The 25,301-nt window shown below is 60.3% G+C and carries 17 protein-coding genes; 14 read left to right on the forward strand and 3 right to left on the reverse strand.

Translation table 11 applies throughout. The features are described 5' to 3' along the window. Genes NE852_RS26145 through NE852_RS26155 form a run of 3 tightly spaced genes read left to right on the forward strand, consistent with a single transcriptional unit; the run spans position 1 to position 2,293 of the window. Positions 1–819 carry an amino acid ABC transporter substrate-binding protein gene (locus NE852_RS26145; protein WP_008530291.1) on the forward strand — a complete coding sequence of 273 codons (819 nt, stop codon included), beginning with the start codon at positions 1–3 and terminating at the stop codon, positions 817–819. Positions 820–874: 55 nt separating this feature from the next. Continuing rightward, positions 875–1,582 carry an amino acid ABC transporter permease gene (locus tag NE852_RS26150; protein WP_008530293.1) on the forward strand — a complete coding sequence of 236 codons (708 nt, stop codon included), beginning with the start codon at positions 875–877 and terminating at the stop codon, positions 1,580–1,582. Between the two features lie 18 nt (positions 1,583–1,600). Further along, the gene (locus tag NE852_RS26155; RefSeq protein WP_008530295.1) at positions 1,601–2,293 is read left to right on the forward strand and encodes an amino acid ABC transporter permease; all 693 of its coding nucleotides are present in this window, start codon (positions 1,601–1,603) and stop codon (positions 2,291–2,293) included. A 52-nt stretch (positions 2,294–2,345) separates the two neighbouring features. On the opposite strand, the gene NE852_RS26160 is transcribed toward NE852_RS26155, so the two are convergent. Further along, on the reverse strand, positions 2,346–3,545 hold the full coding sequence (locus NE852_RS26160) for an MFS transporter (protein ID WP_258156924.1): 1,200 nt from the start codon (positions 3,543–3,545) through the stop codon (positions 2,346–2,348). Between the two features lie 262 nt (positions 3,546–3,807). Beyond that, positions 3,808–4,533, reverse strand: coding sequence for a DUF2726 domain-containing protein (locus tag NE852_RS26165; protein WP_008530303.1), 726 nt, complete (start codon positions 4,531–4,533; stop codon positions 3,808–3,810). 601 nt (positions 4,534–5,134) lie between these two features. Between NE852_RS26165 and NE852_RS26170 the strand changes: the two genes are divergently transcribed. From NE852_RS26170 to NE852_RS26205, 8 genes are all read left to right on the forward strand, one after another. Continuing rightward, complete coding sequence (locus NE852_RS26170) at positions 5,135–5,776, forward strand: invasion associated locus B family protein (protein WP_008530304.1); 642 nt, start codon at positions 5,135–5,137, stop codon at positions 5,774–5,776. Positions 5,777–5,789: 13 nt separating this feature from the next. After that, a complete protein-coding gene (locus NE852_RS26175; RefSeq protein WP_008530305.1) occupies positions 5,790–7,511 on the forward strand; it encodes a ShlB/FhaC/HecB family hemolysin secretion/activation protein in 1,722 nt (573 codons plus the stop codon). Positions 7,512–7,586: 75 nt separating this feature from the next. Continuing rightward, the gene (locus NE852_RS26180) at positions 7,587–8,273 is read left to right on the forward strand and encodes a hypothetical protein (RefSeq protein WP_008530306.1); all 687 of its coding nucleotides are present in this window, start codon (positions 7,587–7,589) and stop codon (positions 8,271–8,273) included. A 177-nt stretch (positions 8,274–8,450) separates the two neighbouring features. Next, positions 8,451–17,852 (forward strand): hemagglutinin repeat-containing protein, encoded by a 9,402-nt coding sequence (locus tag NE852_RS26185; RefSeq protein ID WP_258156925.1) that lies wholly within the window; start codon positions 8,451–8,453, stop codon positions 17,850–17,852. 8 nt (positions 17,853–17,860) lie between these two features. After that, a complete protein-coding gene (locus NE852_RS26190; protein WP_008530318.1) occupies positions 17,861–18,100 on the forward strand; it encodes a MafI family immunity protein in 240 nt (79 codons plus the stop codon). 716 nt (positions 18,101–18,816) lie between these two features. Beyond that, complete coding sequence (locus NE852_RS26195; protein WP_128623577.1) at positions 18,817–18,996, forward strand: hypothetical protein; 180 nt, start codon at positions 18,817–18,819, stop codon at positions 18,994–18,996. Between the two features lie 32 nt (positions 18,997–19,028). Next, positions 19,029–19,400, forward strand: coding sequence for a hypothetical protein (locus NE852_RS26200; RefSeq protein WP_128623578.1), 372 nt, complete (start codon positions 19,029–19,031; stop codon positions 19,398–19,400). Positions 19,401–19,677: 277 nt separating this feature from the next. Continuing rightward, a complete protein-coding gene (locus NE852_RS26205) occupies positions 19,678–20,307 on the forward strand; it encodes a hypothetical protein (protein WP_258156926.1) in 630 nt (209 codons plus the stop codon). A 574-nt stretch (positions 20,308–20,881) separates the two neighbouring features. Here the strand turns inward: NE852_RS26205 and NE852_RS26210 are convergent. Beyond that, a complete protein-coding gene (locus NE852_RS26210; RefSeq protein ID WP_008530326.1) occupies positions 20,882–21,340 on the reverse strand; it encodes an SgcJ/EcaC family oxidoreductase in 459 nt (152 codons plus the stop codon). 186 nt (positions 21,341–21,526) lie between these two features. On the opposite strand from NE852_RS26210, the gene NE852_RS26215 reads away from it, so the two are divergent. The 3 genes from NE852_RS26215 to NE852_RS26225 are packed head-to-tail and all read left to right on the forward strand — an operon-like array spanning position 21,527 to position 25,268. Then, positions 21,527–22,663, forward strand: a complete 1,137-nt coding sequence (locus NE852_RS26215) for a sensor histidine kinase (protein WP_258156927.1) — start codon at positions 21,527–21,529, stop codon at positions 22,661–22,663. Further along, positions 22,660–23,319, forward strand: a complete 660-nt coding sequence (locus tag NE852_RS26220; RefSeq protein ID WP_008530331.1) for a response regulator transcription factor — start codon at positions 22,660–22,662, stop codon at positions 23,317–23,319. Before NE852_RS26215 ends, NE852_RS26220 begins: the two co-directional genes overlap by 4 nt. After that, entirely contained in the window at positions 23,319–25,268 is a 1,950-nt protein-coding gene (locus tag NE852_RS26225) for an ATP-binding protein (RefSeq protein ID WP_258156928.1), read from the forward strand. The genes NE852_RS26220 and NE852_RS26225 overlap by 1 nt, the downstream gene beginning before the upstream one ends. The last annotated feature ends 33 nt before the right edge of the window (positions 25,269–25,301 follow it).

Here is a 25,301-nt window from a genome sequence, read left to right on the forward strand (position 1 = left end):
ATGACTTCCAAGAGTTCAATCTCGCGCCGTGGTCTCGGTCTCGCCGTAGCAGGCGTCGCGATCGCGTTCGCAACCGCCTCGTTCGCCGAGGATGTCCGTACGATCAAGATCGCCACAGCGGCGGAATCGAAGCCTCTCTCCTGGGGTGCTATCGGCGTCGAGCCGCAGGGCTACGAGCCCGATGTCCTGAAGGCGATCAACGCGAAGCTGCCCCAGTACAAGTTCGTGATGGAAGGCGCGGCCGACATTGCGCAGGAGACGGGCCTTGCCACTGGAAAGTACGACATCGCCACCGGCGGCTATTACCGTGCGCCCGCCCGCGAGAAGCAGTTCCTCATTCCGGAAGCGCCGATCGGCGCCAGCCTGATCAAGATCTACAGCCGCAAGGACAGCGGCATCAAGGAGATGAAGGATCTCGTCGGCAAGAAGATCGTTCCCGTGACTGCAGGTGGCGGCATCTACAAGTTTGCGACCGCATGGCAGGAGCAGAATCACGACTACAAGATCGAGGTCACGGCCTCGAGCGCCGGCATCCCGTATCCGGATCGGCTGAAGGAAGTCGAGAACGGCAAGTACGACGCACTGGTTCTCCCGTCCAACCTAGGCGAGCAGACCGTGATCGACCAGCAGAAGCTCAACGTCCAGGCCAGCGAGCCAGTTGCGATCAACAACACCTTCGTGCTGATCCACCGCTCCGAGGAGAACAAGGCGCTCGCGGACGGCATCGACAAGGCCCTGAAGGAACTCAAGGCCGACGGCACGCTCGCCAAGCTCTCGCAGAAGTGGTTCGGCGAGGACATCACCACGTACATGAAGTAACGCCGGACGGCGATGCCGGCGATGAGGCCAAACCTGAAAGAAGGAGTGTTCCGACGTGGACCTATCCATAATGATCCCAGAGCTGCTTTCGGCCCTGCCGCTGACGCTGGCGATCACGTTCACGGCCATGGTCGCCGGCTTCGTGCTGGCCTTGATTGCGACGACGTTCCGGGTGCGCAGGATCCAGGTAATCAGCCCGTTGGCTGATCTCTATGTCTCCTATGCCCGGAGCGTGCCTGTCGTGCTCCAATTGTTCGTCGCCTTCTATGGGCTACCGGTGCTTGTCGGCGTGTTCGGCGTCAAGGACTTCGTGTCGCCGACGATCGCCGCGATGCTGGGCCTCAGCCTCTACCACGGTGGCTATCTGTCTGAGGTCATGCGACCGGCATATCTTGCCGTGGAACGCGGCCAGCACGATGCGGCCGACAGTCTGGGATACACATTCCGCCAGAAGCTCACGCGTGTTCTCGGCCCGCAGGCCGTCCACATTGCGCTGCCCGGCTATGGAAACTCGATCATCTACCTGATCCATAACGTGGCCCTCGTCATGTACATCGGCGCTGCGGACGTGATGGCGACCGCACACCTCGTTATGGAGCGCGACTACAACCAGTATCAGTTCGAGACCTACCTCGTGCTGGCGGTGCTCTATTCGGTGCTTTGCCTGATTGCCTGGCTGGTCGTCCGCTTCTTCGAGCTTCGTTCCGCAAAATTCGCCCCAAGCACCGCACCCGCAAGAGCCCCACTGATGGCAAGCGTTTGATCGAAGAAGGAGCACGCCATGTTCGATATTGAAGTTCTTCTTCCAGACCTCTGGGATATTCTGGGCGCTGTGCCGCTGACGCTTGTCATGGCGCTCGCGATCTTCGTCATCTCGACGATCATCGGCAGCCTGTTCGCCATGGTCGAGTACCGACGGACCCCTGTGCTTCGCCAGTTCGTCACCGCCTACAAGGTGGCATTCAAGGGCGTTCCGATGGTGGTGGTGATCTTTCTTGCCTATTATGGACTTCCGTCCACGCTAGAGTTCCTCACCTCGCTCGTCGGCGTGGAGTACAATGGTCACTCGACGCCGAACTGGGTGACGCTCATCGTGGCCCTGACGGCTTGCGTTGCCGCCTTCCAGGCGGAAGTCGTCAAGGGTGCGCTGAATTCCTTTGACACTGGACAGGCAGACGCCGCCTACTCGCTCGGGTACAAGAAGAGTCAGCTCTTCCGCCGGGTCATGCTTCCTCAGGTGATTGTGGCCGCCATTCCGGATCTTGCGAACTCGTTCATGGTCATCATGAAGGCACTGTCGCTCGGGTTCGCGATCGAGGTGGTCGATATCTTCGCCCAGTCGCAATTGACCGCGGCGTTGAACTTCTACTACCTCGAGGCCTTCCTCGTCGCAGTCGCGATCTACATGGTGATCGCCTATGCCGTAACCCAGATAGCCGATAGGACGGAGCGAGCCCTTAGGGTACGGACCTAGGGGCGTGCTCACGCCTGGCTCGTGAAGCGACTGCCCGGATCGGATATCTCTGTCAGCGTTCCTCCGGCGGTTTGTGGTGCCGAAACTGCAAAAGCAATAGCAAATCGTAGACGATCTTTAATGTGCCGCAGATGAGGAGCGGCCAAGCGCGATAAGATGCCGCGAACAGAGCACCGGCAAGCGCGGGGCTCGCCGCCGCGGCAAGGCTGCGCGGCACGGACGTGAAACTAGCGGCTGCGGCCCGCTCCGCCTCCGTCACGACCGCCATCACATAGGAAGAACGCGTCGGCACGTCCATCTGCGAAAGCGCGGCGCGGATCGTCAGTAATATCAGAACCAAAGGCAAGGTTGGCGCGAAGGCCGCCAGCATCAGCGCTATGCTCGAGGGTATATGGGTAAACACCATGGTGTTGATGAGCCCGATCCGCCGCGATAGCCATGCCGCAACGGGGAACGAGAATGCCGACAACACGCCCGTCCAGAAGAAGAATACCCCAGCTTCCGACAGCGACAGATTGAATCGCTCGAACAGCCAAAGAGCGAGCAGTGACTGGACCACGAAGCCGCCTGCGAATGCGTCGAGGCTGAATAGGGCTGCGAGTTTCAGGACGATGGCGCGCGAGGGACCGAGCGCGGTGGCGGCTTCCGTGGCCTCGCGGTTTGGCAGACGTGTCGGGATGCGGAAATAAAGAACGGCGCCGGCCACGCCCACGATCGCATAGAGCACGAACATCAGCTTGATGGCGGTCAGTTGTCCAAGCCCGACGAACGCCCCGGCATCGGGAAAAGCCGCCGCCAGGGCGCCGACCGCGCTTGCGAGCGCCCCGACGAGGCTGTAGCGCGCGAACATCGTCGTCCGATCGGCATCGCCGACGTCTCGAGCGAGGACTGCGTGCTCCAGCGGCGCGAAGACGCTGACGCTGCCGGCGGACGGATTAACCGTGCCGGCGCATGCGACCACCAGCAGAAGTGCGTAGTCGGTGACGACGGACATGGCCGCACCCGTAGCAACCATCAGGCAGGCTGCGGCCAGAAGCAGGCGGCGCAGATCATGGCGTACCCCGAGTATGCCCACGGCGATGGTCAACAGCGCCGAGCCCAAAAGGGATGCCGTCGCAAGCACGCCGACCTGCAGCGGCGAGAAGCCCAAAGCAAGCAGATAGACCGGCAACAGGATGGCCACGAAACCGTCACCGAAGTCCCGCAGGGCGCGGGCAGCAAAAAGATATGTGGGCGGATGAATGCGTTGCACTTGTGTCCCTACCTCGGCTCGCGGATTTTTTCGGTCGCGGGGGGACGCGCGGCGCGCACCATCGCAGGCGTGCCTTGACCGGCGTGTCTGCTCTTTTCACGCCGTGTCGACTGGCTCCGGTAACAGACCCATCCGGAGAACTTGCACTCGATCACAGGTGCTGCCATGGACCCGACGGAAAGTGCACCGACTTGCGTGGGCTTGGGCTATTCCCATAAGCCGACCCGGTGACTGGGCGAAAACAGATCGTGATGAGATTGCTTTAGGTGACACTCGGTTTATCCACCAGCTTCTCAACCAATCGTCTGAGTTCCGACGGCGTCGTTTGGCCAGCCACCACCTCATAGTAGCCGATCCCGGCGCGTCGCAGCGCCTCCTTCTTTACCGCGTCACGCGCGGCCGCGGTTCCTTGGTGGTGCGCTCCACCCTGGTATTCGATGACATGCCGCGGTTGGCAGTTGCCGTCCACGAGCAGCAAGTCGACACGTTTGGAGTTGATGCAACTGTAGGCGTCTGGGTCGGCGCTTCGGAGGATTTCGCCCAATGAAACTTGCGCCATCACCTGCCAGGAGGAATTGCAGCCAATCACGACGCTGTCGAGTTCTCGAAATACCCGGGCTTCGCTTTTGTTCAGCAATGGTTGAATGGTGAATTTCGAGCGCATCACGATACGCAGTTGATCCGTGGCGTCGACCGGTCGCAATCGCTCCATAACTGGCATCTGAAGCCAGGGTTTCGGTACGATGCGCTCGTGCCAGCGCCTTTCCTCCCAGCGTGACCTGTCTTTCTCCCGCCACGCCTGTTTGCCCATCGTGGCCAGGAACTGCTCAACAGCCATGCCGATGATAATGCCGACAAACATCGCGGCGATTAGCAGTTCCGGCTTTTCGAAGTCTGCAATGGTTATGCCGCTCGAAGCGCCTACTGCGGCAGCTCCAAGGATCAGCCAAGGTGCCGCGAACAGCACCGACCTTTGGCGGTATTGCATGCCCCTCTCCGGATTTCCCGCCAAGATAATAGAACGCGTGGACGGTACGCGAAAAGGCATCCAAAAGAATGAGGTCTCGCAAGCATCAAACTTCTTCCCGGCGATCGATTTTCTGACCCCGAGGAACCGATATTGGTTCTAGCGGTTAGTCGACATGCGCTTCGGCCAGGAGGTTCCTAAGTCGCTGGCACGGCGACAGCTTTGGCCAGCGCCCCGCTTGTTGCCATGGGGTTCACGTCTTAGGCCAGGAAGGTCGCATAATGGATCGACTGGAAGCGGCTGTGTGCCGACGAACGGAAAAATCACCGATTGCCAATTAGCTATTTGCCGCCAGGGATCCGAGGTTCGCTTCCCGGAACGGCCACGCTCTCCCCACGGCGGTCGGCGATCGCAAAACGTTAGCGCATGTGTTGCATTAACTACACAACTCTCCAGAAACGAGCGTGAATCAAACCAAAGCAAACACTACCTGTCGATGTATCGCGCCGAAATCTGCTATGAAGCTGTCGCGCCAATGATTGGCCTCGCTCTCTGAGCTTTTTTCATGACATCGATAATTTGCTGGTGTGCGACAAGCACAGGCAAAATCAATTGTAGTGACATGGCCTTAAACCTGATTGAAACCTTTGCATTTTCAACGAGACATCTTTTGAAAAGCGGCATGAGCCGGGGCATTCGGATGATCGCCCCGGTTCTGATATCCATTGCCTCTGCCAATGCGTCTTTTGCGCAATCCCCCGTTCCTGCGGAACAGGCGCCGGCGCAAGCGGCGCCGGCGATAAAATCGCAGAAATTCGACGACTGGTATTATCGCTGCATGGGGTCTGAGGGCGCCGAGGCCTGCGAAGTCGCCCAGGTCGCGCAAGTCGCCAAAGACGGCAAGCCCGTCAATGTCCTGACGCTGGCGATATCGGCGTCGCCGGCCGACAAGGGCGACAAGGGCGACAAGGGCAAGCCGCGGCTAGTGCTGACCGCTCTGTTGCCGCTCAATGTCTTCCTTCCCTCCGGCCTGTCGATCAAGGCCGACGGTAAACCGGTCGCCAAGGTCGACTACCGCAATTGCAACGAGACGGGATGCTGGGCGCAACTGGCGCTGGACACGAAGACGACGGCGGCGCTGAAGAAGGGCACGACCGCCGAAGGGCTGGTGCGGCTGATGAACGGCCAGGACGTCAATATCCGTTTCTCGCTGAAAGGGCTGAAACCGGCCCTCGACCAACTCCAGTCCGTTGCCGCGAAGTAGCCGAATTTCACCCATGACCACAGAAATTCGATGCTTTCTGGTTGCCGGCGCTGCCCTCATGATGGGTGTCGCACGCGCCTACGCGCAAACGCCGGCCGACGACTTCAACCGCCGCCAGGAGGAGCAATCGCAGACGCAGCGATTGGATGCTCTTCGCCGCGCCACACCGGGCGGCAGCGCGGAGAGGGAAAATGGCGCTTTGCCCGCCGGCGGCGGGAATGGCGCCTGTTTCGACATCACTCGGGTCGAGATCGACGGGGCGAAGCTGCTCACGGCGCAGGAGATCGGCAAGGTGACGGCGCCTTACGGCAATCGCTGCGTCGGCCTCGCCGAGATCAACGCCGTGCTCAGAGACGTCACGCATCTCTATATCGATCACGGCTACGTCACCTCGCGGGCCTATGTGCCGCAGCAGGATATTAGCAAGACCAGGATCCTCCGGCTGCTCGTCGTCGAAGGCACGCTTTCCGACATCTATCTCAACGGCCAGAAGGTTGCCGGCAACACTTCGCTGGCGACGGCCTTTCCGGGCCTGATCGGCCGGGTCGTCAATATCCGTGACATCGAGCAGGGCCTCGACCAGATGAACCGGCTGCAGGCCAATGACGCCAAATCCGCCATGCTGCCCGGCCCGAAGGACGGAACGTCCATTCTGAACATCGAAAACCGGCCCGGCCGACCTTGGCACGTCTCCCTCGGCAACAGCAATATGGGGCAGGAAAGCACCGGTTTTTCCAGAAGCTCGGCGTCGCTCGGCTCCGACGATCTGCTCGATATCAACGACCAGTGGAATTTTTCATACGAACACAGCGGGCCGGACTATCCGTGGACCGATGACGGAAAAGGCTATGGCAACAGCTATTCCGGCAGCGTCAGCGTCCCCTACGGTTATTCCACCGTTTCGCTGAACGGCTCCTGGTACCAGTATGAAAGTGCCGTCGAAGGAAACTTCAGCACGCTCGAAACTTCCGGCAATTCGGGCCAGGCTGGTCTCGGCATCGATCGCGTCGTCTTCCGCGACAAGGATTCGATCACGACCGTCCGCAGCAGCCTGACCTACAAGCAGACCAACAACTTCCTTCTCGGCAATCTGATCGAGGTCGGCAGCCGGCGCTATACGGTCGGCGATATCGGCATTTCCCATTCCCGTCACATGTTCGGCGGCATCTGGATGTTCGACGCCAGCTACGACAAGGGGCTCGGCCTCTTCGATGCGGTGGAGCCGGGGGATCCCGGCGCCGGCAACGCCGATCCGCGATTTTCGAAATTCAACGCCACCGTCAGCGTGACGCAGCCGTTCCAGGCCGCCGGCCGGCAGTTCGAGCTGACCTCGCTCATCACAGGTCAATATTCCCCCGACAATCTCCTCGGCGCCGAGCAGATCTCGCTTGGCGGCTACAGCAATGTCCGCGGCACGCGCGAAAGCGTGCTCTTCGGCAATAACGGCATGTTCAGCCACAACGAGATCGTCTGGCGGACGCAATCCAACCAGAGCGGCGGCCCGGCGGCCAAGGCCTTCGGCGAACTGCGCCCCTATCTCGGCTTCGATTATGGCCATGTCTACGAGCAAAATCGGTTCGACATAACGGGCGGCGACCTCGCCGGCTGGACGGCGGGGATCCGCGCCGTCGGCGGCACCGTCAATCTCGATCTCGGCTATTCCGACATCATTGCAAGCAGCGTCGACGGTGTCGACGGCGGTCTCTTTTACTTCAGCGCATCCGCGCATTGGTGATGGAGCCGAGGAAACGATGGCGGCAACCGAGCGCCAACGATTGAACGCCATTCCACCCGAACTGGAGAAACTCATATGACCAAGAGAGCTTTTGCTGCGGCCGGATTGAGCATCGTTGCTGTGCTGCTGGCTGCCTGCGGCGGGGCAAAGGATCCTGCGATGGTCGCCAGCGAAAGAGTGGCAAAATCCACCGAGATCCTCAATAAAAGAAAACAGAAAGGCGCGCTGATCCTTGCGCGCTTTATCTATCCCGACCTGTTCGGTCCTATCCGCTGCGCCGGCCAGATTCGTCTTCGCAAGCTTGTCGACGGGGCGCCAGACGAAGTCGCCGCTCCTGAAGACGTCTGGAGCGGTTTCAAGTGGCTTCTGCCTGAACAAAGCAAGCCGAAAGACATAAACGGCAATCTCCTGAACCCTGTCGGCAACGCGACGGAGTACGAACGCGTCTTCCACCCGATTGCGCCCGGCACTTATGTCGTGACCTATGCCTCCTGCCAGATATCGTCGCCGAACGGGACCACGACGCTTGAGGCGGGCGGCGACCATGGCGGTCTCTTCAGCTACATCAGTGCCTTGGAAGGTGCGAGCAAGATTACGATTGGCGAAGGCCAGATCGTCGACGCCGGCTACTTCCGTGTCCAGGGAACGAAATCCCACCCCGTCGTGGTGGGCGCTGAAGCAAGTGCTGCCGAGCGCGAGGTCATGAGGGAAGTTCTTCCGGGAGCCTACTCCTCCATCACGTTCAAGAAATTCGGGGAATAGGCAAGCCGCAAAACATCTATGGACACGCCAAATCTCGTCCATTTTGTTTGGATTGCATTTACCTCAAGCACATGCGGAAGTTGACGCTGACCAGCGGCTATGGTTCTCGGTCATCGTGAGAAATTACAACTGCGGCGGGATTTATCTGCCGCGCATTCGGGCGGCAGATAACATACGATGAGCAAAAGGCTGGGCAAGTCGACGACGACACTTCATGGCGTCGCTGAGGCCGATAGACGATCCTTTCGCAGGTTCACGCATTTCGCCCAGCAATCGCTTGCCATCGTGCTCAGCGGGCTGCTGGTCTTTCAGCCGATGCTGGCCAATGCCCAGTCGGTTTCGGCAAGCACGACGGCGCCGGCCGCCAATCAGCCGGGCGTCGGCACGGCGCCGAACGGCGTGCCGCTCATCGACATCGTCACCCCGAACAGCCAGGGTCTGTCGCACAACAAATACGACAATTTCGACGTCGGCACCTCAGGCCTCATCCTCAACAACTTCAAGGGCGAGATCGGCACCTCCAATCTCGGCGGCGTCACGCCGGGCAATCCCAATCTCAACACGACAGGGCCGGCATCCGTCATTCTCAACGAGGTCACCAGCGGCAATCGCTCGGCGTTGAACGGGCCAACCGAGGTGTTCGGCGGGCGGGCCGATGTCATCATCGCCAATCCGAACGGCATCACCTGCGACGGCTGCGGCTTCATCAACACGCCGCATGCGACACTGACGGCGGGTGTTCCCGATATCGGTGCCGATGGCGGGCTGAAGGGTTTCACCGTCAATGGTGGCGATGTCACCTTCGGCTCCAAGGGCGCCAACCTTGCCGCCGGTGCCGGCAGCGTCGATCTTTTCGACATCGTCTCCCGTGCGGTCACGATCGACGGTCCCATTTACGGCAACGATATTCGCGTGACCGCCGGGCGCAACAAATTCGATTACGCGACCGGCAATGCGACGGCGCTGTCGGCGACGTCGGGAACGCCGGAATACGCCATTGATGGTTCGGCCCTCGGCGCCATGCAGGCGGGGCGCATCAAGATTGTTGTCACCGAGAAGGGCGCCGGCGTGCGCATGCGCGGCGATCTGGCGGCCAACACCAACGAACTCTCCCTGTCGGCCGACGGCAAGATCTCGCTCGGCAATGTCTCCGGCCAGCAGGGCGTCTCGATCTCCTCGAAGGCGAAGGTGACGGCGTCCAAGCTCACGTCGAAGGCAAAGGTCGCCGTTCTGGCAGATCAGGGCATCACCCTCGATACGGTCGCCGCCGATGGCGACATTCTGCTTTCGAGCGGCAGCGGCCTGCTAAGCGTCGGCGGCGAGGTCAACAGCGCCGTCAACGTGCTGATGTCGTCGGCGGCCGGAATCACCGCCGGCAGCGTCGTGGCCGGCAATGCGCTCACTTTGTCCAGCACATCAGGCGACATTCGGGTTGCAAGTGCGGTCAAGAGCACCGAAGCGCTTGTTATCACCGCGACATCGGGCGGGATTTCGGCCGCCTCGCTCGTCAGCAGCAATAACGTCACGCTTTCCGCCGGCGCCGATATCGGCATTTCGGGCGATGTGCTGGCGGAGCGCAACGTCACGGCTTCAGGTCACTCGATTTCGGCGGGAACCGTCGTCTCCGGCCTCGATATCGCCGCGACGAATGCGGCAAACGGCAGCACGGTTCTCACAAGCGCCGGCGACATACGGCTTACCGCCGGCAGCGGCGCCGTCAATGTCGACGGGCTTCTGTCGGCCGGCGATACGTCGGTCACCGCAGCGGCGCTGACAGCCCAGAGCGTCATTGCGCATGGCGCCCTTATGGTCAACGCGGCCACCGACGTCAGCGGCCAGATCCTCAGTGCCGGCAACATCGACATCGCCGGCTCGGCCATCACATCTGGAGCGGTCATCGCCGGCGTCGACTTTGCGGGAACGGAAGCGGCCGGCGGCAATATCGTCCTGACGCAGAGCGGTGATCTCACCCTTGCCTCCAGCGGCGATATCGATGCCGGCACCCTGCTTGCGGCAGGCGATATCTCGGCTTCTGCCGCCAATATCCGCGCCGATGCCGTCACCGGCCATGGCGCGATCACGTTTTCCGGCAACACTCAAGTGACGGGCCAGTTCCTCGGCGCCGGCGATGTGTCGATCTCCGGCGGCTCGATTTCGGCGGGCACCGTCGTCGCCGGCACCGACTTTGCCGCCACCGCCGCATCGCCCAGCGGCGCTATCGCCGTCGGCGCGGCCGGCGACCTTAAGCTCGATGCCGGCGCCAACGGCACCGTCGATATCGACACGCTGCTTGCCGCCGGCGCGCTCCTCGTCGATGCCCATGATTTCCAGGCTAACAATGCCAGCAGCCACGGAACCGTTGCGATCAGCGGCAAGACGTCGATCACCGGTCAGCTGCTTGGCGCAGGCGACGTCTCGGTCACGGGAGCGGCCATTCAGGCCGGCGCCATCGTCTCCGGCGTCGATTTCGCCGCCACCGCCCAATCGGCCAATGGCGACATCGTCCTCGGGCAAAGCGGCGACCTCACGCTCACGGCGACCGGCGGCGACATTGATGCCGGCAATCTCCTCGCTGCCGGCGACATCAACGCCGGTGCGACTGGCAATGTCAGCGCCAACGTCGTCACCCATCAGGACATGACGATCACCGCGGGCGGCGCGATCGATCTTGCCGGCCAATCGCTCGCAGCGGGCGACGCCAGCCTCTCGGCAAAGGCGATCACCGTCGATACGCTCGTCTCCGGTCTCGACTTCGCAGCCACCGCCCAATCCCCCAATGGCACGTTGACGCTGCAACAGACGGGCGGCATGAGCCTTGCCGCCACGAGCGGCTCTATCACCGCCGGCACCGCGCTGCTTAGCAGCGGTGCTCTTTCGGCCAACGCAAGCCAGAATGTCGCCTATGCCAAGCTCCAGAGCCTCAGCAGCGCGGCGCTCACGGCCTCGGGCGGCCAGATCAGCTTCGGCAATCCCACCCGCACCGCCGGCAATCTGACGCTCACCACCAGCAATATCGATCTCTCCAATGGCCGGGCGAGCAACCTTGCCGCCGGCGGCACGCTGACGCTGAATGCCGCCAGCGCCAATCTCGCCAATAGCAGCCTCACTCTCGGCGGCCTCGCCCTCAATCTCTCCGGCACGGCCGATCTCAGCGGCGCAAGGGTCAACGCAGTCACCAATTCAGGCGGCTCGGGCGATATCACCATCAACGCGAGCGGCCTCTCCACGACGGCCGGCACGGCGCTGCTCGCCGCCCACGACCTGACGCTGACGCTGCCGTCGCTGATCAATGCAGGGCAACTGGCAGCCGGCCACGATCTGACATTCAACATTTCCGGCAACTTCACCAACAGCGCCACCGGTCTTGCCTATGCCGGCAACGACGCCAGCCTCTTCGTCGGCGGAACGCTCACCAACGATCAGGGCGCCATCATATCCGGCAACGATCTTACGATTGCGGGCGCGACATCGGGACAAAGGAACGCAGCCCTTACCAATATCTCCGGCCTGATCCAGGCCGGCAACGACATGTCCATCCTGACCAGCAATCTGACCAACAAGCGCTCCGCCACGCCGCAGTGGACGACCGGGACGCTGGTATCGTCTGGTGTCGTCAGCGGCTTTACGCTCAACCCAGTCGCCGCCGGCATGCCTTTCGGCTATCTCGAGACCGAAGACCAAAATATGTTCCAGCTCTATGCGGGCGTGGACGCACCGCTGTGGCAGGATTATGAGCCGCTGCTCTGGTCGAAGGCGACGCTCTCGGACGGTACGACCTATCATGCCTGGACCTGGATATCGGGCAACGGACCGACGAAAGTCCAGCCCATTTTCGATTGGATCATGGACCGCGTTCCAAAGGATGCCAACGGCAATCCCGTCCTCGATCCCAACAATCCGTCACGCTATTTCATCGTCGATGAGGTCAACCACGGCGGCTCGGACACAAGCACCACCTATACATGGGACTGGTCGTCCCACCTTAGCCAGTCGGTCTATGAGGACCGGTTGATTGGCGCGCTCAGCCCGGAAGCCACGATCCGCGCAGGCCGCAACCTCACCGTCGACGCCACGGCTCTCGCCAATTCCTACAGCTCGATCGAAGCCGGCGGTGACGCGACGCTGAAGGGCTCGACACTGACCAATACCGGCGTCACCCTCTTCCGCACGACGACGACGACCTGCAGCGCCCAAGGCGCCTGCACTGCCTATAATGCCAACGGCACTGCCAATCCTTCGAAGAACATCGCCAACGGCACGACGATCGTCAGCTCCGTCCAGGCGATCGGCGGCGTATCGGCCAATATCAAGGCCGGCGGCGCTCTCTCCGTCGATTTCGGCAGCGTCAACAATACGTCAGCGGCCGGCTCGATGGCCGGCGGCGCCAGCCTGGCGGCCGCCGGCAATCCCGGCGATCCGCTCTCGGCGCTTTCCGGCCTGACCGCCGGCGGCGCGCTGTTCAACGTTAATGCGTCGCTCGGCAGCGTCGCCGCCAATGGCGGCAGCCTGCTTTCCGGCCTCAGCAATATCGCCGACCGGATCCGCGTCGATGGCGCAGCCCTTGCGAAAGCCGCCAAACCGCAATCGGGCGGCTTCGGCGGCACCATATCCGGGCAGATATTCCTGTTCGAAACCCGCGCCGATTTTCTCGATGTCAGAAAATTCTACGGCTCCAGCTATTTCATGAGCCGCATCGGCTACGTGCCGGAGACGACGGTTCCGTTCCTCGGCGATGCCTATTTCGAAAACCAGCTGATCGACACGCAGTTGCGGCAGCTGGTCGGCGAAGGGCTCGGCAGAAGCACCTTCATCGCCGGCAATGACGCCATCGAACAGATGAAGACGCTGCTCGACAACGGTGCCAACTATGCGAAGGATCACGGCCTGGCCATCGGCCAGGGCCTCACGCCGGAGCAGGCGGCAGCGCTCACCAAGTCGATCGTCCTCTACCAGTGGCAGACGATCGATGGCGTGCAGGCGCTCGCGCCTGTCGTTTATGTGGCCGCCGCCGACCAGCAGAAGCTCACCGGCGCCGGCGCCGTCATGGCGGGCGGCTCGATCGACATGAATGTCGGCAATCTCGACAATTCCGGCCTGATCGCATCCGCCGGCGGCCTTAAAGTCTCCGGCAGCTCCATCCAGGGCAGCGGAACCTTCCTGTCGCGCGGCGACACGGTGGTCAACGCCACCAATGGTATTACGCTGGCCGCCCAGACCATGACGATCGGCGGCCAGAACATGGTCAACACCAATGCCGGTGTGACGGCGTCGGGCAACGTGCAGCTTGCCGGCGGCAGCGGCGATCTGGCGCTGAAGGGCGTCAAGGTGAACGCCGGCGGCTCCGCTCAGCTCACAGGCAACAATGTCACGCTCGCAGCGGCCAAGGTCGACAACTCAAGTCAGCAAAATGCGACCGGCACCCAGGTCGCCAGCGGCGGAGCCCTGACGATCAAGGCAACCGACAACGTCAATGTCATCGGCAGTTCAGCCAAGGCGGGCACGACGCTTGACGTGACCGCCGACAAGGGCTCGGTAGCCGTCGTTGCGACCGATGTCGCCCGCAACAACCAGTCCGGCTACACCAGGACCCTCTCCACCGACCAGCAACAATCGCAGCTTTCTGCCGGCACGGACACGACGATCAAATCAGGCGACGACATCCTGCTCTCCGGCTCCTCCGTCAAGGCTGGGGGCAATGTCACGCTCAGCGCCGGCGACGATATCAATATCACTGCCGCGCAGGAGCAATCGGCATCCACCTTCGGCAAGAAGTTCGCCTCGTCGATCACCCATGTCGGCTCGGAAATATCGGCCGGCGGCGACCTCTCGGTGACGGCGGGCAACGGCAGCGGCGATCACGACCTCAACATCGTCGGCAGCAAGCTTGCCGCCGACGGCAAGGTCGGCCTCAAGGCTTCCGACGACGTGACGATCGCCGAAGCCACCGACACCGCAACCCTCGACACCAAGCTTAGCGTCAAGGGCGGTTTCCTCGGCAAGAGCGAGAAGACGACCACGCATCTGGAAACGACGACGGCCGTCGGTTCCGCCATCACCGGCGGTGGCGGCGTCGAAATCACCTCGGGCAAGGACACGGTCATTTCCGCCTCGAAGATCGAGGCCGGCAAGGAAGACGCAACCACTCCGGCCGACCTGAACATCACCGCGGGCGGGAACCTCGTCATCGCCTCTGGCAAAGACACTACAGCGAAAGATGACAAAGGCTCGCGCAGCGGTTTCCTGTCCAAAGGCTCGTCCAGTCACAAAAGCTATGACGAAACGACGGTCGCCTCTGAACTCGGCGCATCGGGCAACATTAACTTGGATGCCGGCAAGGGGGCGGTTATTGCCGGTTCCAAAGTCGATGCGGATGGGTCGATCAACGTAGCGGCTGACAGCGTCTCCATCATTGGAGCGCAGGAGGCGCACGAACTCGAAGAGCAGCGCAAGAAGTCCGGCATCGGTGTTGGCTCCGGGGGCGGGTTCATCTCTATCTACGGCACGCAGCAGGACACCGGCAAGCAGGCCTCGACCTTAAATGTTGGCTCGGCGCTTTCGGCAAGCGAGGACGTTACGCTCACGGCCCGCAAGACTGATCTCAATATCATGGGCTCCTCGGTTGATGCCGAGCGGGACATCTACCTGTCGGCATCACGCGACGTTAACGTGACGCCCGGTTCGAAGAGCTTTTCGCAGTCAGAGCAGGAGAAGAAGTCCGGCTTCGGCCTGTCTTTCTCCGCTGGCAATGGCGGCTTTGCCATTGGCATCGGCGCACAAACGAGCAAGGATGGCTCGGCGCAGCAGTCCGACACCAATGCGGCGTCGATATTGTCCGCCGGCCGCGACCTCCACATTTCGGCGGGCAACAACGTCAACCTTCAGGCCGCGCAGGCTTCGGCCGAACGCGACGTCAATCTGTTTGCGACCAATGACATCAATCTGCTGTCGGCCAACGATGTCACCAATTATCAGGAGGTGCACGAGAAAACCTTCGCTGGCGTGACGCTCAGCGTTTCCAGCCAGTTGGGAAGTGCCGCCCAAAGTATCATGAACGGGGCCGAGCGCCTCTCGGATCCCGGCGGCGTCAACGGTCTCACCAATAGCGCGATTGCCGGACTCAGCTTCTATGAGGGCATTAAGGGCCTGAGGGGGGTCTATGACGGCCTGACGAGCACCGATCCGGAAATCGGAACGGGCCTTTCCTTCAATATCGGCATCAACGCCGGTGTCAGCCATCAGCAGAGCGCGTCCTCATCGGAGACATCGACGCCTGTCGTCACCGACATTCGCGCCGGCCGCTCCATCGCCCTGGCGGCACAAAACGGTTCGATCACCAGCGACGGCGCGCAGATAGCGGCCGGCTACGACAAGTTCGGACTAAGGACCATTTCCGCCGATCCGTTGGCGGGCGACATTATCCTGTCGGCCGGGAGCGGCAACATCAATCTGAATGCGGCGACTGGTACGTCGGAATCGAGCACTTCGAACAGCTCCTGGAGCGCCGGCGTCGGCGTCAATCTCGGCTGCACGACGAGAACTGGATGCAGCACCAGTGTCGGCGCCAGTGGCTCCTATGGCAAGGGCGGTTCCGATACCGTTAGCACCAGCCATACGAACACCCATGTCAACGGCACGGGCGACGTTACTATCCTTACTAATGATCTGGCGTTGAGAGGAGCGACCGTTACCGGTAATTCCGTGACGGCAGACGTCAGGAACCTGACGGTCGAGAGCCTAGTCGATACGACGAACGCCCATGCAGATCAACTCAGCCTCTCTGGCCAGATCGGCTTCGGCTCAACCGGGATCTCCGGTGTCACACAAAAGGCGAAGGGCGATGTTGCGCTCGTCTCCCAACAATCCGGCATTCATGCAGGCACCGGCGGCCTCGATCTCAACATCGAAAAGCAGACAACGCTGGTGGGTGGGCTGATCACAAGCCAGGCAACATCCGACCACAACACTTTCAATACCGGCACGTTGACGGTAACGGACATCGACACCCATTCATCTTGGAAGGCCGAGACCTATGGCGGTTCTATTGGCGTCGGCGGCTTGAGCCCGGCGCCGCCCGTCAAGGCTGGTGAGAAGGAGACCGGCAAGGCCTACTCGGCCATCGGCGCCAATATCGGCATCACCATCACCGATCCGGCGCACCAGACGCAGGACATCGGCACGATCCGGCGTGATACGCAAAACACCAACACCTCTCTGCCTGGCCTGCCGGACCTCGAAGATATCCTGCGCGATCAGTACAAGACCCAGGCCGATCTGCAGCAAGCGCAGAAGACCATGGCAGGGCTCGTGGGTGACGTTGCCAGCGAATTCTACGAGCAAGCTGCCCGGAACCAGGACCAAGCCGGAATGGACTACTGGAAGGAAGGTGGTGCCGGGCGCGTGCTCCTGCATACCATCGGCTCCGGGATTCTCGGTGGCGTGAACGGTTGGGAGGGGGCACTTAAGGGAGCCGCCGGTGCCGCGACCGCTTCGCTACTTGCCCCCGCGATCGGGAAACTCGTTGATGGCATGCTGAAGGGCACGAGTGTCGAGGGAACCGAGGATGGAAAATGGCTAGCTGCGCTGATTGGAGAGGGACTGTCGGCTCTGGTGGCTGGCGCCGTCGGTGGTGGCGAGGGCGCATCCTATGGCGCAGCGCAGTATCAGTATAATTATCTCAAGCATGCGGAACGTGAGGAGTTCACTCGTGTCCAGGCGTCCTGCGAGAATACCAAGGACGCAACAGACTGTGCGCGCGCAGATGAGCTCCGCGAAATCTCATATGGTCGTGACCGAAAGATCGAGGCCTGTGTTGGCAGCTCATCGTCGGACTGCGTTACGGCCCGCGTCGATCTACGGATTGCGGCTGCTGAATATCTCGACGCGGCGCTGACCGGAGACGGTGATGATCTCGATGGTTTGTCCCTGCTGGAGCGGCACATGGTGTTTCTGGACACCTGGAAATATGCCGTTGATGGTGACCCAACAGATAGCCAGCAACTAACCGATGCCGCCTCCACCTTAACGAGCGCTGCAGCAAAAGCGCTTCTGACGGGGTCCAAGGATGAAATCGCCAAGATTATTCGTGACCCGATTATTATCGGCGCCATCGCCTTCGGCGGTGTTGGCAATGCACGAGGCATTGTTGGCGAAGGTACTGGTGTTGGTCGAGGCTCAAATGGCACTTTGATTGACGAAATAACAGGCAGCATGCCGCCGGTAAAGCCGTTGGTTAATCCTGCTACAAATCTTGCGAGTGAAGCCAGGGCAAACCATATCCTATATGGAGACGGTCCGGGGAGTGGCGGCCATCTTTGGCCAGGGCAACCCGGCAAAACGGCATTTCCAGCAAGCTGGAATGCGGATAAGGTGATGAGTACCATTTCGGATATCGCAACGGACCCGGCATTAAGTTGGAAACCTCAGACCGGGAATGGCGGCCTGTATACCAAATCAGGCAAGCCTGCGCGATTCATTGTGACGGATGCTGGCGGTAATCTTCCGGTTATCGATGGAGTGCCGATCAGGGTCGTTATCGAACCGGCAGGCGAGGGCATTATCACAGGTTTCCCACAATATTGAGGTTGCGCATGGACGTTGAGAAACGAGTAATAGAACTCATCAGTAGCTTCAATGGGCGGCTACCCAATGAATATGTTCAAGAGTACATATCCCTTGCGGAGCACAACGAATGTGCTGTGGCGCTCGAAAATCTATGCACGCAACTGTATGAATATGACATAATACCAGCCGGGGAGGAGCTGAAAGCCATTCAAGATCTGAGCAAGTTTATGAATTTGGAAGAAACTACATGGAATTTTCTTAGGTAGCCTGAAGGCAGTCGAGAGGTAGCCTCAGAATTTACTCAATGACTTTCGAGATACATTGAACGGAAAGGCATGACGCCAGCCATTTGTGTAGCATTTTCAGCGGAGAAGGCAGCAGGACAATTGTTGTCGCCTGCAGGACACGTTCCCAAAGCTATTCAAACCAGAAGAGTGCTAATGAACTTCATTCGCAATGCAGACAATCAACCGCCCGGATCGTATCCGTACACGAAGCGGGATGTCGATTTTGCTAAAGAACTCGTAAGGGATCTCGATGACGCTCTCGGACGATGACTTTTTCACAAATCTTGTGCAAAAATTGATAACACTTGATCTTCTTTCAGAGAAAGAATTGGATTCCTCCATAAAAGATCTTGGCGGAATTAAAGGGGTAATTTCTGATAAATACTATATTTTGGCGTGCGAATATATTGCGCGAGAGATACCCCAAAAAAGGTCATCTCAACAAATATTGTCATTCTTGCAGAATAATAATTCAGCGTGAGGAGTTTTGGATCGAGAATATGCAAAAACAATCCTGGACTATCTCTATGATGGGGGAAATAGGGATATAATATTCTTCGGGTTCATCATCGGTGTCGTTAGCTTCGACAGAGAGGATGCCCCATGCGAAAAATCTGAAGCCGACAGATTTAACCACGCGCTCCGGCTGGCTAATTTCCTAGTTTCTGAAGGAAAATGGTAAATTTCGAAAAACGTTGTACGAAGGCGGATTTGAAGAGTTTCGCCAAGACTTAGAAAATTTATTTGGTGGAGGCGGCATCGACAATATCGATCTCGTTGCCGGACCTTGGTTGATCAAAAAAATATTGGTAAGTCCGCGCCATCTGTCCCGGACAGCATTTGCCAGTTATTCGGATGACTCAACCATTGGATGACCTTGCTAAAGGACTTGAGAGGGATCTCCATAATGCTCTCGGATGGTGAGTTTTTTCGAGAGCTTGTCCAACGCTTGGTGTCCCTCGGTTACTTCAGCAGCGACGAAGTCGACACACTTCTTGATGAGTTCGGAGGGCTTCAACGAGCAACTCGTCTCAGGCAATATATATCGGCGGCCGAGATTTTGGCATGGAACATGGCTGAGAAGAGCTCCGCGCAAGACATGTGCAGCTTTCTTCAGGAATACAACGGTTTGATGGCAGACCATGGAGAATTCATGTATTACTTCGTGCAGGCTATCGTCGATCAGATGTCAGCAATGGGTAATGACGTACGGCCGATTATTGGCGCATCTCCAGAACGTTACCAACAATTCTTGAAGAGACGGTTCTTATGGGAGTAACCATTCAGTTGAGACTGATTGAATATTGTCGGATCTTCTGTTGCTGACAAAAAGCCCCTCGCCGATACATGCCTTGACGTTCGTCGAGCTTGGATTTGAAGCCAGCCTGCAAAAGTGTGCTTTGGTGGTCTGACCGTGGCGAATTAAGATTTACACCTGACTATTACCCGAACGCGAATAAATGTCGGGACTATCCTAGAAAAAATCTCAGACCATTTTCAGCAACGAGGCATCCAGCAGCGTCCTGGAAGGCGGAAACAAGCGGCGCATGAGAAGAATGCGCGATACCCTTCAGTTGCTACTGCAATCAGCCAATCTCGCGGGATATGGAGCGTCAGCTCGCTTCCTCGGTTTTTTCGAAAAAGACAGCCGATATAAGCCGGGCAGGGAAGAATCTGCCGTCGACTTCTTCATGCGATATTTCAGAAACGATCTGGGGTATTTTGTGATTGCATCCTCGGTGCACGCAAACTCTGACGAGGTTGGGCATTACGGCAATGCTGCGGATGACCAGCGAGACGGCAATTTGATAAAGGGCCTTGTGGGGACTGGGCTTATCAAAGAATTTGGTTACAAAGTACGATTTGGGCGTGATCCTAGTTCGCAGGAATATGCTGAATCGGTCGAAAGGGAATGGGCGAATATTGCCCTCATGAAAGTGCATGGCTTCCCTATCGAAAGTGTAAGATCTTTACTTATCGCAAAGATGGTTGTGTATGGGCTGTACGGTCATTGCTTCATAATCTCACGCGAATGGAATCTGGCTTTTTACCCGCACGATGATTTTGGTTTTGGCGTGATAGGTTTAGGCGACAACGCAAATGTACAAGTCGCACACGATTTTTTGGCGCAGGCGGATCAATTGCCAGACATGCATTCAATCATCAGGACGCCGCCCAGCAATTGAGCCAAGCTCCGAAAGTAAAAGAAGGGCGATCTCCCATGTGTCAGCACCAATGGCGGGTTCCTCTGCAAGGGCGAGAAGACGACCTGGACAGTGGTGAACAGGGCGTTTTCTACGTTTATTGAGTGGTCAATCGACGCGATACTGCTGGCGTCCCCTCCGGCCCAACCGAAAAGTATATTCAAACTCTTCCGGATAAGCGCTGAGTTTCGCGGTGCCGGAGGGCCGCCGAAAAGCTTCTATTCGGACAAGAAGCAAACTATGGATCGAGAATATGCAATGACAATGGTAGACCACCTCTACGATGAAGGATAGGGATATAATATTCTTCGGGTTCATCATCGGTGTCGTTAGCTTCGACAGATCGCCCACGTGCGCTGTCTGCTGGCGGTGACCAAGCAGAGCCCGCTGTCCTGCAAGAGCGAGATCGATTTATCGGATCTCAGGAATGAGGAAATCATCTCATTGTCCCGCCAGAACCTCTTATACGCCGGATCTGTATACATAGACCGGCCAGCAAATCAGGAGACCCCATGTGGGGTGAACACGGGATCTCCCTGCCGGATCGGTCGGACCTTTACTTCTCCGGCATCATCGACGAGTGGTGCGAGGTGATTAGCCAGTTCCCGTCCTTGAACTCGTAGGTATAGGTATAGCGGGCGGGAACCTTCGAGCCGTCCTTCATGGTGAAGGTGTAAGTGCCGGTATCGACGGCCCAGTTACAGCCGGTCTTGATGTCGCGGCTGTCGATCTGGCCTTTGGGCTCGTTGGCGAGGAAGTGCTTGAAGTAATCGATCCGCTCTTCCTGGGTCAGGCGAGGTTTGTTCGAGAGCGTGGCGAGCAGCACGGAGTCCTCGCTGTAGTTCTTGGCGACCTCCTCCGGGCTCAGCGTCGCAAGCGAGCCGTTCCAGCGGTCGAAGAGCTTGGCGACCTGCTCGTCGCTCACCGGGGTGCAGGTTGCCGTTTCGCCGGCGGCCATGGCCGACTGGACCTGAACGACACTGAGGACGAGGGCGGCGGCAATGATCATACGCATGTTTGACTTTCCTTTATCGCGGTTCCGGCGGACATCGCATCGGTCAACCGCATGACCAATATCTAAGCGGCCGGTGCTGCGGCCCCATCTGCCGGGTGGCTCCAATCCGATCTGCCGAACGGCATAGATGACAATCGCACTGGAATGACTATCGTGCCCGCGTCATTCATATCAGGAGCAGTCCCCTTGGGCCTGGAGCATAATACAGATACGGCGCATTCGCCTGACGTCGCGGAGATGAGAGCCCTTTACAGGGCGGCGGAAGCACGGGCGGCGCGGCTGCGTTTCATCATCGAAGTGCGAAACCTGCTCGATGCGCAAACATTCGAAACATCAGCCCCGGAGGTTTTATCCCGGCTTGCCGATTTTGCCGGAGCCTCGCTTGCCACGCTCGTCTTTCCTCCCTTGCGGGGAGAGGGGCCCGTGCAACTGACTGTGGGGCAATCGAGGAGCCGGGAAAGCGACGACATCCTGTTTGCCTCGCAGGATTCCGCTCTCTATCTGACGCTCATCGGCCCGCCGAGAGGGCGCGCCATCGATGCCGACGACCGGCAGACTTTGGAGGTGGTGGCGGGCCAACTCGCCGACGCCTGTAATCTCGAACGGCAGGCCATGGAAAAGCAGGCGCTGCTCGGCGATCTCCAACGGCAGCGCAGCGAGCTTGCGGCCCTCGTCGCGCAGCTGATCCAGGCACAGGAGCAGGAGCGGCAGCGGGTGGCGCTCGATCTGCACGACGGCTCGGCGCAGCTTGCCGCCGGCCTCAGCTACCGCCTGCAGGATCTGGCCGCCCGCATCGGCGAGGCGCATGCGCTGAAGCCGGAGATCGACCAGCTCGCAGCCCTCGCACGCCATTCCGTCGCCGATCTTCGCGCCGCAATCGCCGATCTCCGGCCGCCCGAGCTCGACGACCTCGGCGTCGCGGCGGCGCTGCGCACCCGTCTCGATGCGATCGACGGCATGGAGGTGATCGCCGATCTCGATGCCCGCGCCGACCGCTGGCCGGCATCGGCGGGTATCATCTTCTACCGTGTCGCGCAGGAGGCGATCACCAATGTGATCAAGCATGCAGAGGCCCGCCGGCTCATCGTGCGCCTCTTCGAGGACAAAGCGGGCGAAGCCCATCTCGAAGTGATCGACGATGGAAAGGGAATGGGCTCGGTGCGACAGCCTCGGGTTCAGGAGCGGGGAGCGCGGCTCGGCATCATCGGCATGCGCGAGCGGCTGGCGCTGCTCGGCGGCCGCATCGAGATCGTCGCCGGGGCTTCGGGCGGCACTTGTGTCCGCGCCGTCGCGCCCCTTCAAGGGGAGACGATATCGGCATGATCGCATCCATTCTCGTTGCCGACGACCATGACATCGCCCGCGCCGGGCTGATCGCCATGATCAGCGGCCAGGACGATTTCCATGTTGCCCTGGATGTGCGCGATGGTATGGAAGCGGTAGAGGCCTGCGCGAACCACAAGCCGGATCTGGCACTGCTCGACATCCGCATGCCCCGCATGGACGGCCTTGCTGCCACACGGGAGATCCGGCGCGTGTCACCCGGCACACGCGTGATGATCATCACCATGCATGACAGTCTCGATTATCTGGAGGCAGCGATCGATGCCGGCGCCACCGGCTATCTGCTGAAGGACGCCAGCCGGGACGACATTCTGCGCACCATCCGCCGCGTGCTCGCGGGCGACGCCTTTTTCGATGGGCCGCTCGTCGCAAGGCTGCTGCGGCGCGCCGCCACCAAGCCGCAGACCAACAGCAGCGCCCTGGAGACGCTGACGATGCGCGAACGCGAGGTGCTGGCGAAAGTCGCCGAAGGCCTGACCAATAAGGAGATCGGCCGGGCGTTGAAGATTTCGCCGGGCACCGTCAAGATCCATGTCGAACGCATCATCGGCAAGCTCGGCGCCGGCGATCGGACGCAGGCCGCCGTCATGGCCGTGCGCGGCGGACTCGTCGCAACCGCCGGAGAAGAGCAGTGATGAACCGGACTATGACGGCAGCAGCGGGCCGGCGGGCGCTGCGCTTCGCCGACCTTCCGCTGCGGGCGAAAGGCATCGTCATCATCATGGTGCCGCTGGCGCTGCTCCTGGCCGCCCTCGCCTCGGTCTTCGTCGCCGACCGGCAGAGCCGGATCGCCGAAGATCAGGTGCGGGTGACGCTGGAGATCCAGTCGGGCATTCAGGAGATTCACGCCTTGATCGCCGAGGCCGCGACGGCGATGCGGGGATATCTCCTGACCGGCAGGCCCGATTTTCTCGACCCCTTCAACCGGGCCGAGGACAGACTGCCCGTGGTGCTCGACGAAGTCGGCCGCCGGCTGCGGGATGAAGAGCAGAAGGCCCGCCTCGACCGCATCCGCGCCCTGGTCGACGCCAAAGTCGATCGTCTCCAGCTGTTGAAACAGGCCGACATCCTGCGCGCCGGCGGCCGCGAGGATCTTGCCGCCAAGCTCATCGAGGGCAAGCAGGTCCTCGACGTGCTGAGGCAGGAGATCGACGCGATGAACCGGCGGGAGGCCGATCTCCTTCACGCCAGGACAGAGACCGCCGACCAGGTCCGCACCCTGTCGCGCAGCCTGATGATATCAGCCGGCTTCCTCGGTTTTGCCGGTGCGCTCGCCGCCGTCTTCCTGTTTTCGGCAAGTATCGTGCGCCGCGTGCACGCGTTGAAAACCCAGGCGCATCTCCTGTCGCAAGGCGAGGTCGTCACGGTGGCCGATCCCTTCCGCGATGAACTCGGCAGGCTCGAACAGGCGCTGGAAGATGCGAGCGTCCTTCTGAAAAGGCGCGAGGCCGATCTGACCGAGAGCGAGGAGCGCTTCCGGCAACTGGTCGAGGGCGTCAGCGATTACGGCATCTTCGGGCTCGATCCCCATGGGCAGGTGGTGAGCTGGAATGTGGGCGCCGAGCGGATCACCGGCTACGGGGCTGAGGAGATCGTCGGCCGGCATTTTTCCCGCTTTTATCCCGAAGACAGCAGGGACAGCTTTCCCGCGGAAGAGCTTTCCAAGGCAGCCGGCAATGGGCGCACGGAAGCGGAAGGCTGGCGCCTGCGCAAGGACGGATCGCGGTTCTGGTCGCATGTCGTCGTTACCGCGCTCCATGACGAGACGGGCCGGCTGCGCGGCTTTTCCAAGATCACCCGCGACATTACCGAGCGCAAGCAATTCGAGGAGGCCCTGCTTGCCGCCCGCGAGGATGCGATCCGCGCCAGCAACGCCAAAAGCGAGTTCCTGTCGCGCATGAGCCATGAGCTGCGCACGCCGCTGAATTCGGTGCTCGGTTTCGCCCAACTTCTGGAAATGGATGTCGACGATCCTGAATCCCGGGAGAGCGTCGCGCAGATATTGCGGGCCGGCCGGCATCTGCTGAGCCTGATCGACGAGGTTCTCGACATGGCGCGGATCGAGGCCGGGCGCATGGATCTTGCCGTCGAAGCCCAGCCCGTTGCCGAGGTGATCGAGGAAGCCGTGGCGCTCGCAAAGCCGCTCTGCGGCAAGCAGCAGATCCGCATCGAAGTCATCGAGGCCGAGCCGGATCTGATGGTGCTCGCCGACCGCCGGCGTCTCCTCCAGGTGTTGCTCAACCTGCTCTCCAATGCGGTGAAATACAATCGTCCGCAGGGCAGCGTGACCGTCAGCTACAGGGCGCTTGACGACCGCATCCGCATCGAGGTCAGCGACACCGGCCCCGGCATTCCGGCCGAGCGCGTCGCGCGGCTGTTCACCCCGTTCGACCGCCTGGGCGCCGAGCGCATCAGCCAAGAGGGAACCGGCCTCGGGCTCGCGCTGTCGAAACATCTGATCGACGCCATGGGCGGCACGCTCGGCTTCAGCAACCGGAAGGGCGGCGCCACGTTCCACGTCGATTTGCCGCGCGCACCGGTGGCGATCGAAGAGCGCGGCCTTGCCATCGAAAGCTCGCCGTGAGCCGTCATCTTTGATTTGGCCGCGCCGTTTGAT

Origin of the sequence: Rhizobium sp. Pop5 (genome assembly GCF_024721175.1) — a bacterium.
In the GTDB taxonomy this organism is placed as follows: Bacteria; Pseudomonadota; Alphaproteobacteria; order Rhizobiales; family Rhizobiaceae; genus Rhizobium.

Excerpts from the sequence above, each read along its gene's own strand:
- NE852_RS26145 (WP_008530291.1), top strand. The coding sequence starts at position 1 with ATGACTTCCAAGAGTTCAATCTCGCGCCGTGGTCTCGGTCTCGCCGTA.
- NE852_RS26155 (WP_008530295.1), top strand. The coding sequence starts at position 1,601 with ATGTTCGATATTGAAGTTCTTCTTCCAGACCTCTGGGATATTCTGGGC.
- NE852_RS26165 (WP_008530303.1), bottom strand. The coding sequence starts at position 4,533 with ATGCAATACCGCCAAAGGTCGGTGCTGTTCGCGGCACCTTGGCTGATC.
- NE852_RS26170 (WP_008530304.1), top strand. The coding sequence starts at position 5,135 with ATGGCCTTAAACCTGATTGAAACCTTTGCATTTTCAACGAGACATCTT.
- NE852_RS26175 (WP_008530305.1), top strand. The coding sequence starts at position 5,790 with ATGACCACAGAAATTCGATGCTTTCTGGTTGCCGGCGCTGCCCTCATG.
- NE852_RS26180 (WP_008530306.1), top strand. The coding sequence starts at position 7,587 with ATGACCAAGAGAGCTTTTGCTGCGGCCGGATTGAGCATCGTTGCTGTG.
- NE852_RS26185 (WP_258156925.1), top strand. The coding sequence starts at position 8,451 with ATGAGCAAAAGGCTGGGCAAGTCGACGACGACACTTCATGGCGTCGCT.
- NE852_RS26190 (WP_008530318.1), top strand. The coding sequence starts at position 17,861 with ATGGACGTTGAGAAACGAGTAATAGAACTCATCAGTAGCTTCAATGGG.
- NE852_RS26200 (WP_128623578.1), top strand. The coding sequence starts at position 19,029 with ATGCTCTCGGATGGTGAGTTTTTTCGAGAGCTTGTCCAACGCTTGGTG.
- NE852_RS26205 (WP_258156926.1), top strand. The coding sequence starts at position 19,678 with ATGCGCGATACCCTTCAGTTGCTACTGCAATCAGCCAATCTCGCGGGA.
- NE852_RS26210 (WP_008530326.1), bottom strand. The coding sequence starts at position 21,340 with ATGCGTATGATCATTGCCGCCGCCCTCGTCCTCAGTGTCGTTCAGGTC.
- NE852_RS26220 (WP_008530331.1), top strand. The coding sequence starts at position 22,660 with ATGATCGCATCCATTCTCGTTGCCGACGACCATGACATCGCCCGCGCC.
- NE852_RS26225 (WP_258156928.1), top strand. The coding sequence starts at position 23,319 with ATGAACCGGACTATGACGGCAGCAGCGGGCCGGCGGGCGCTGCGCTTC.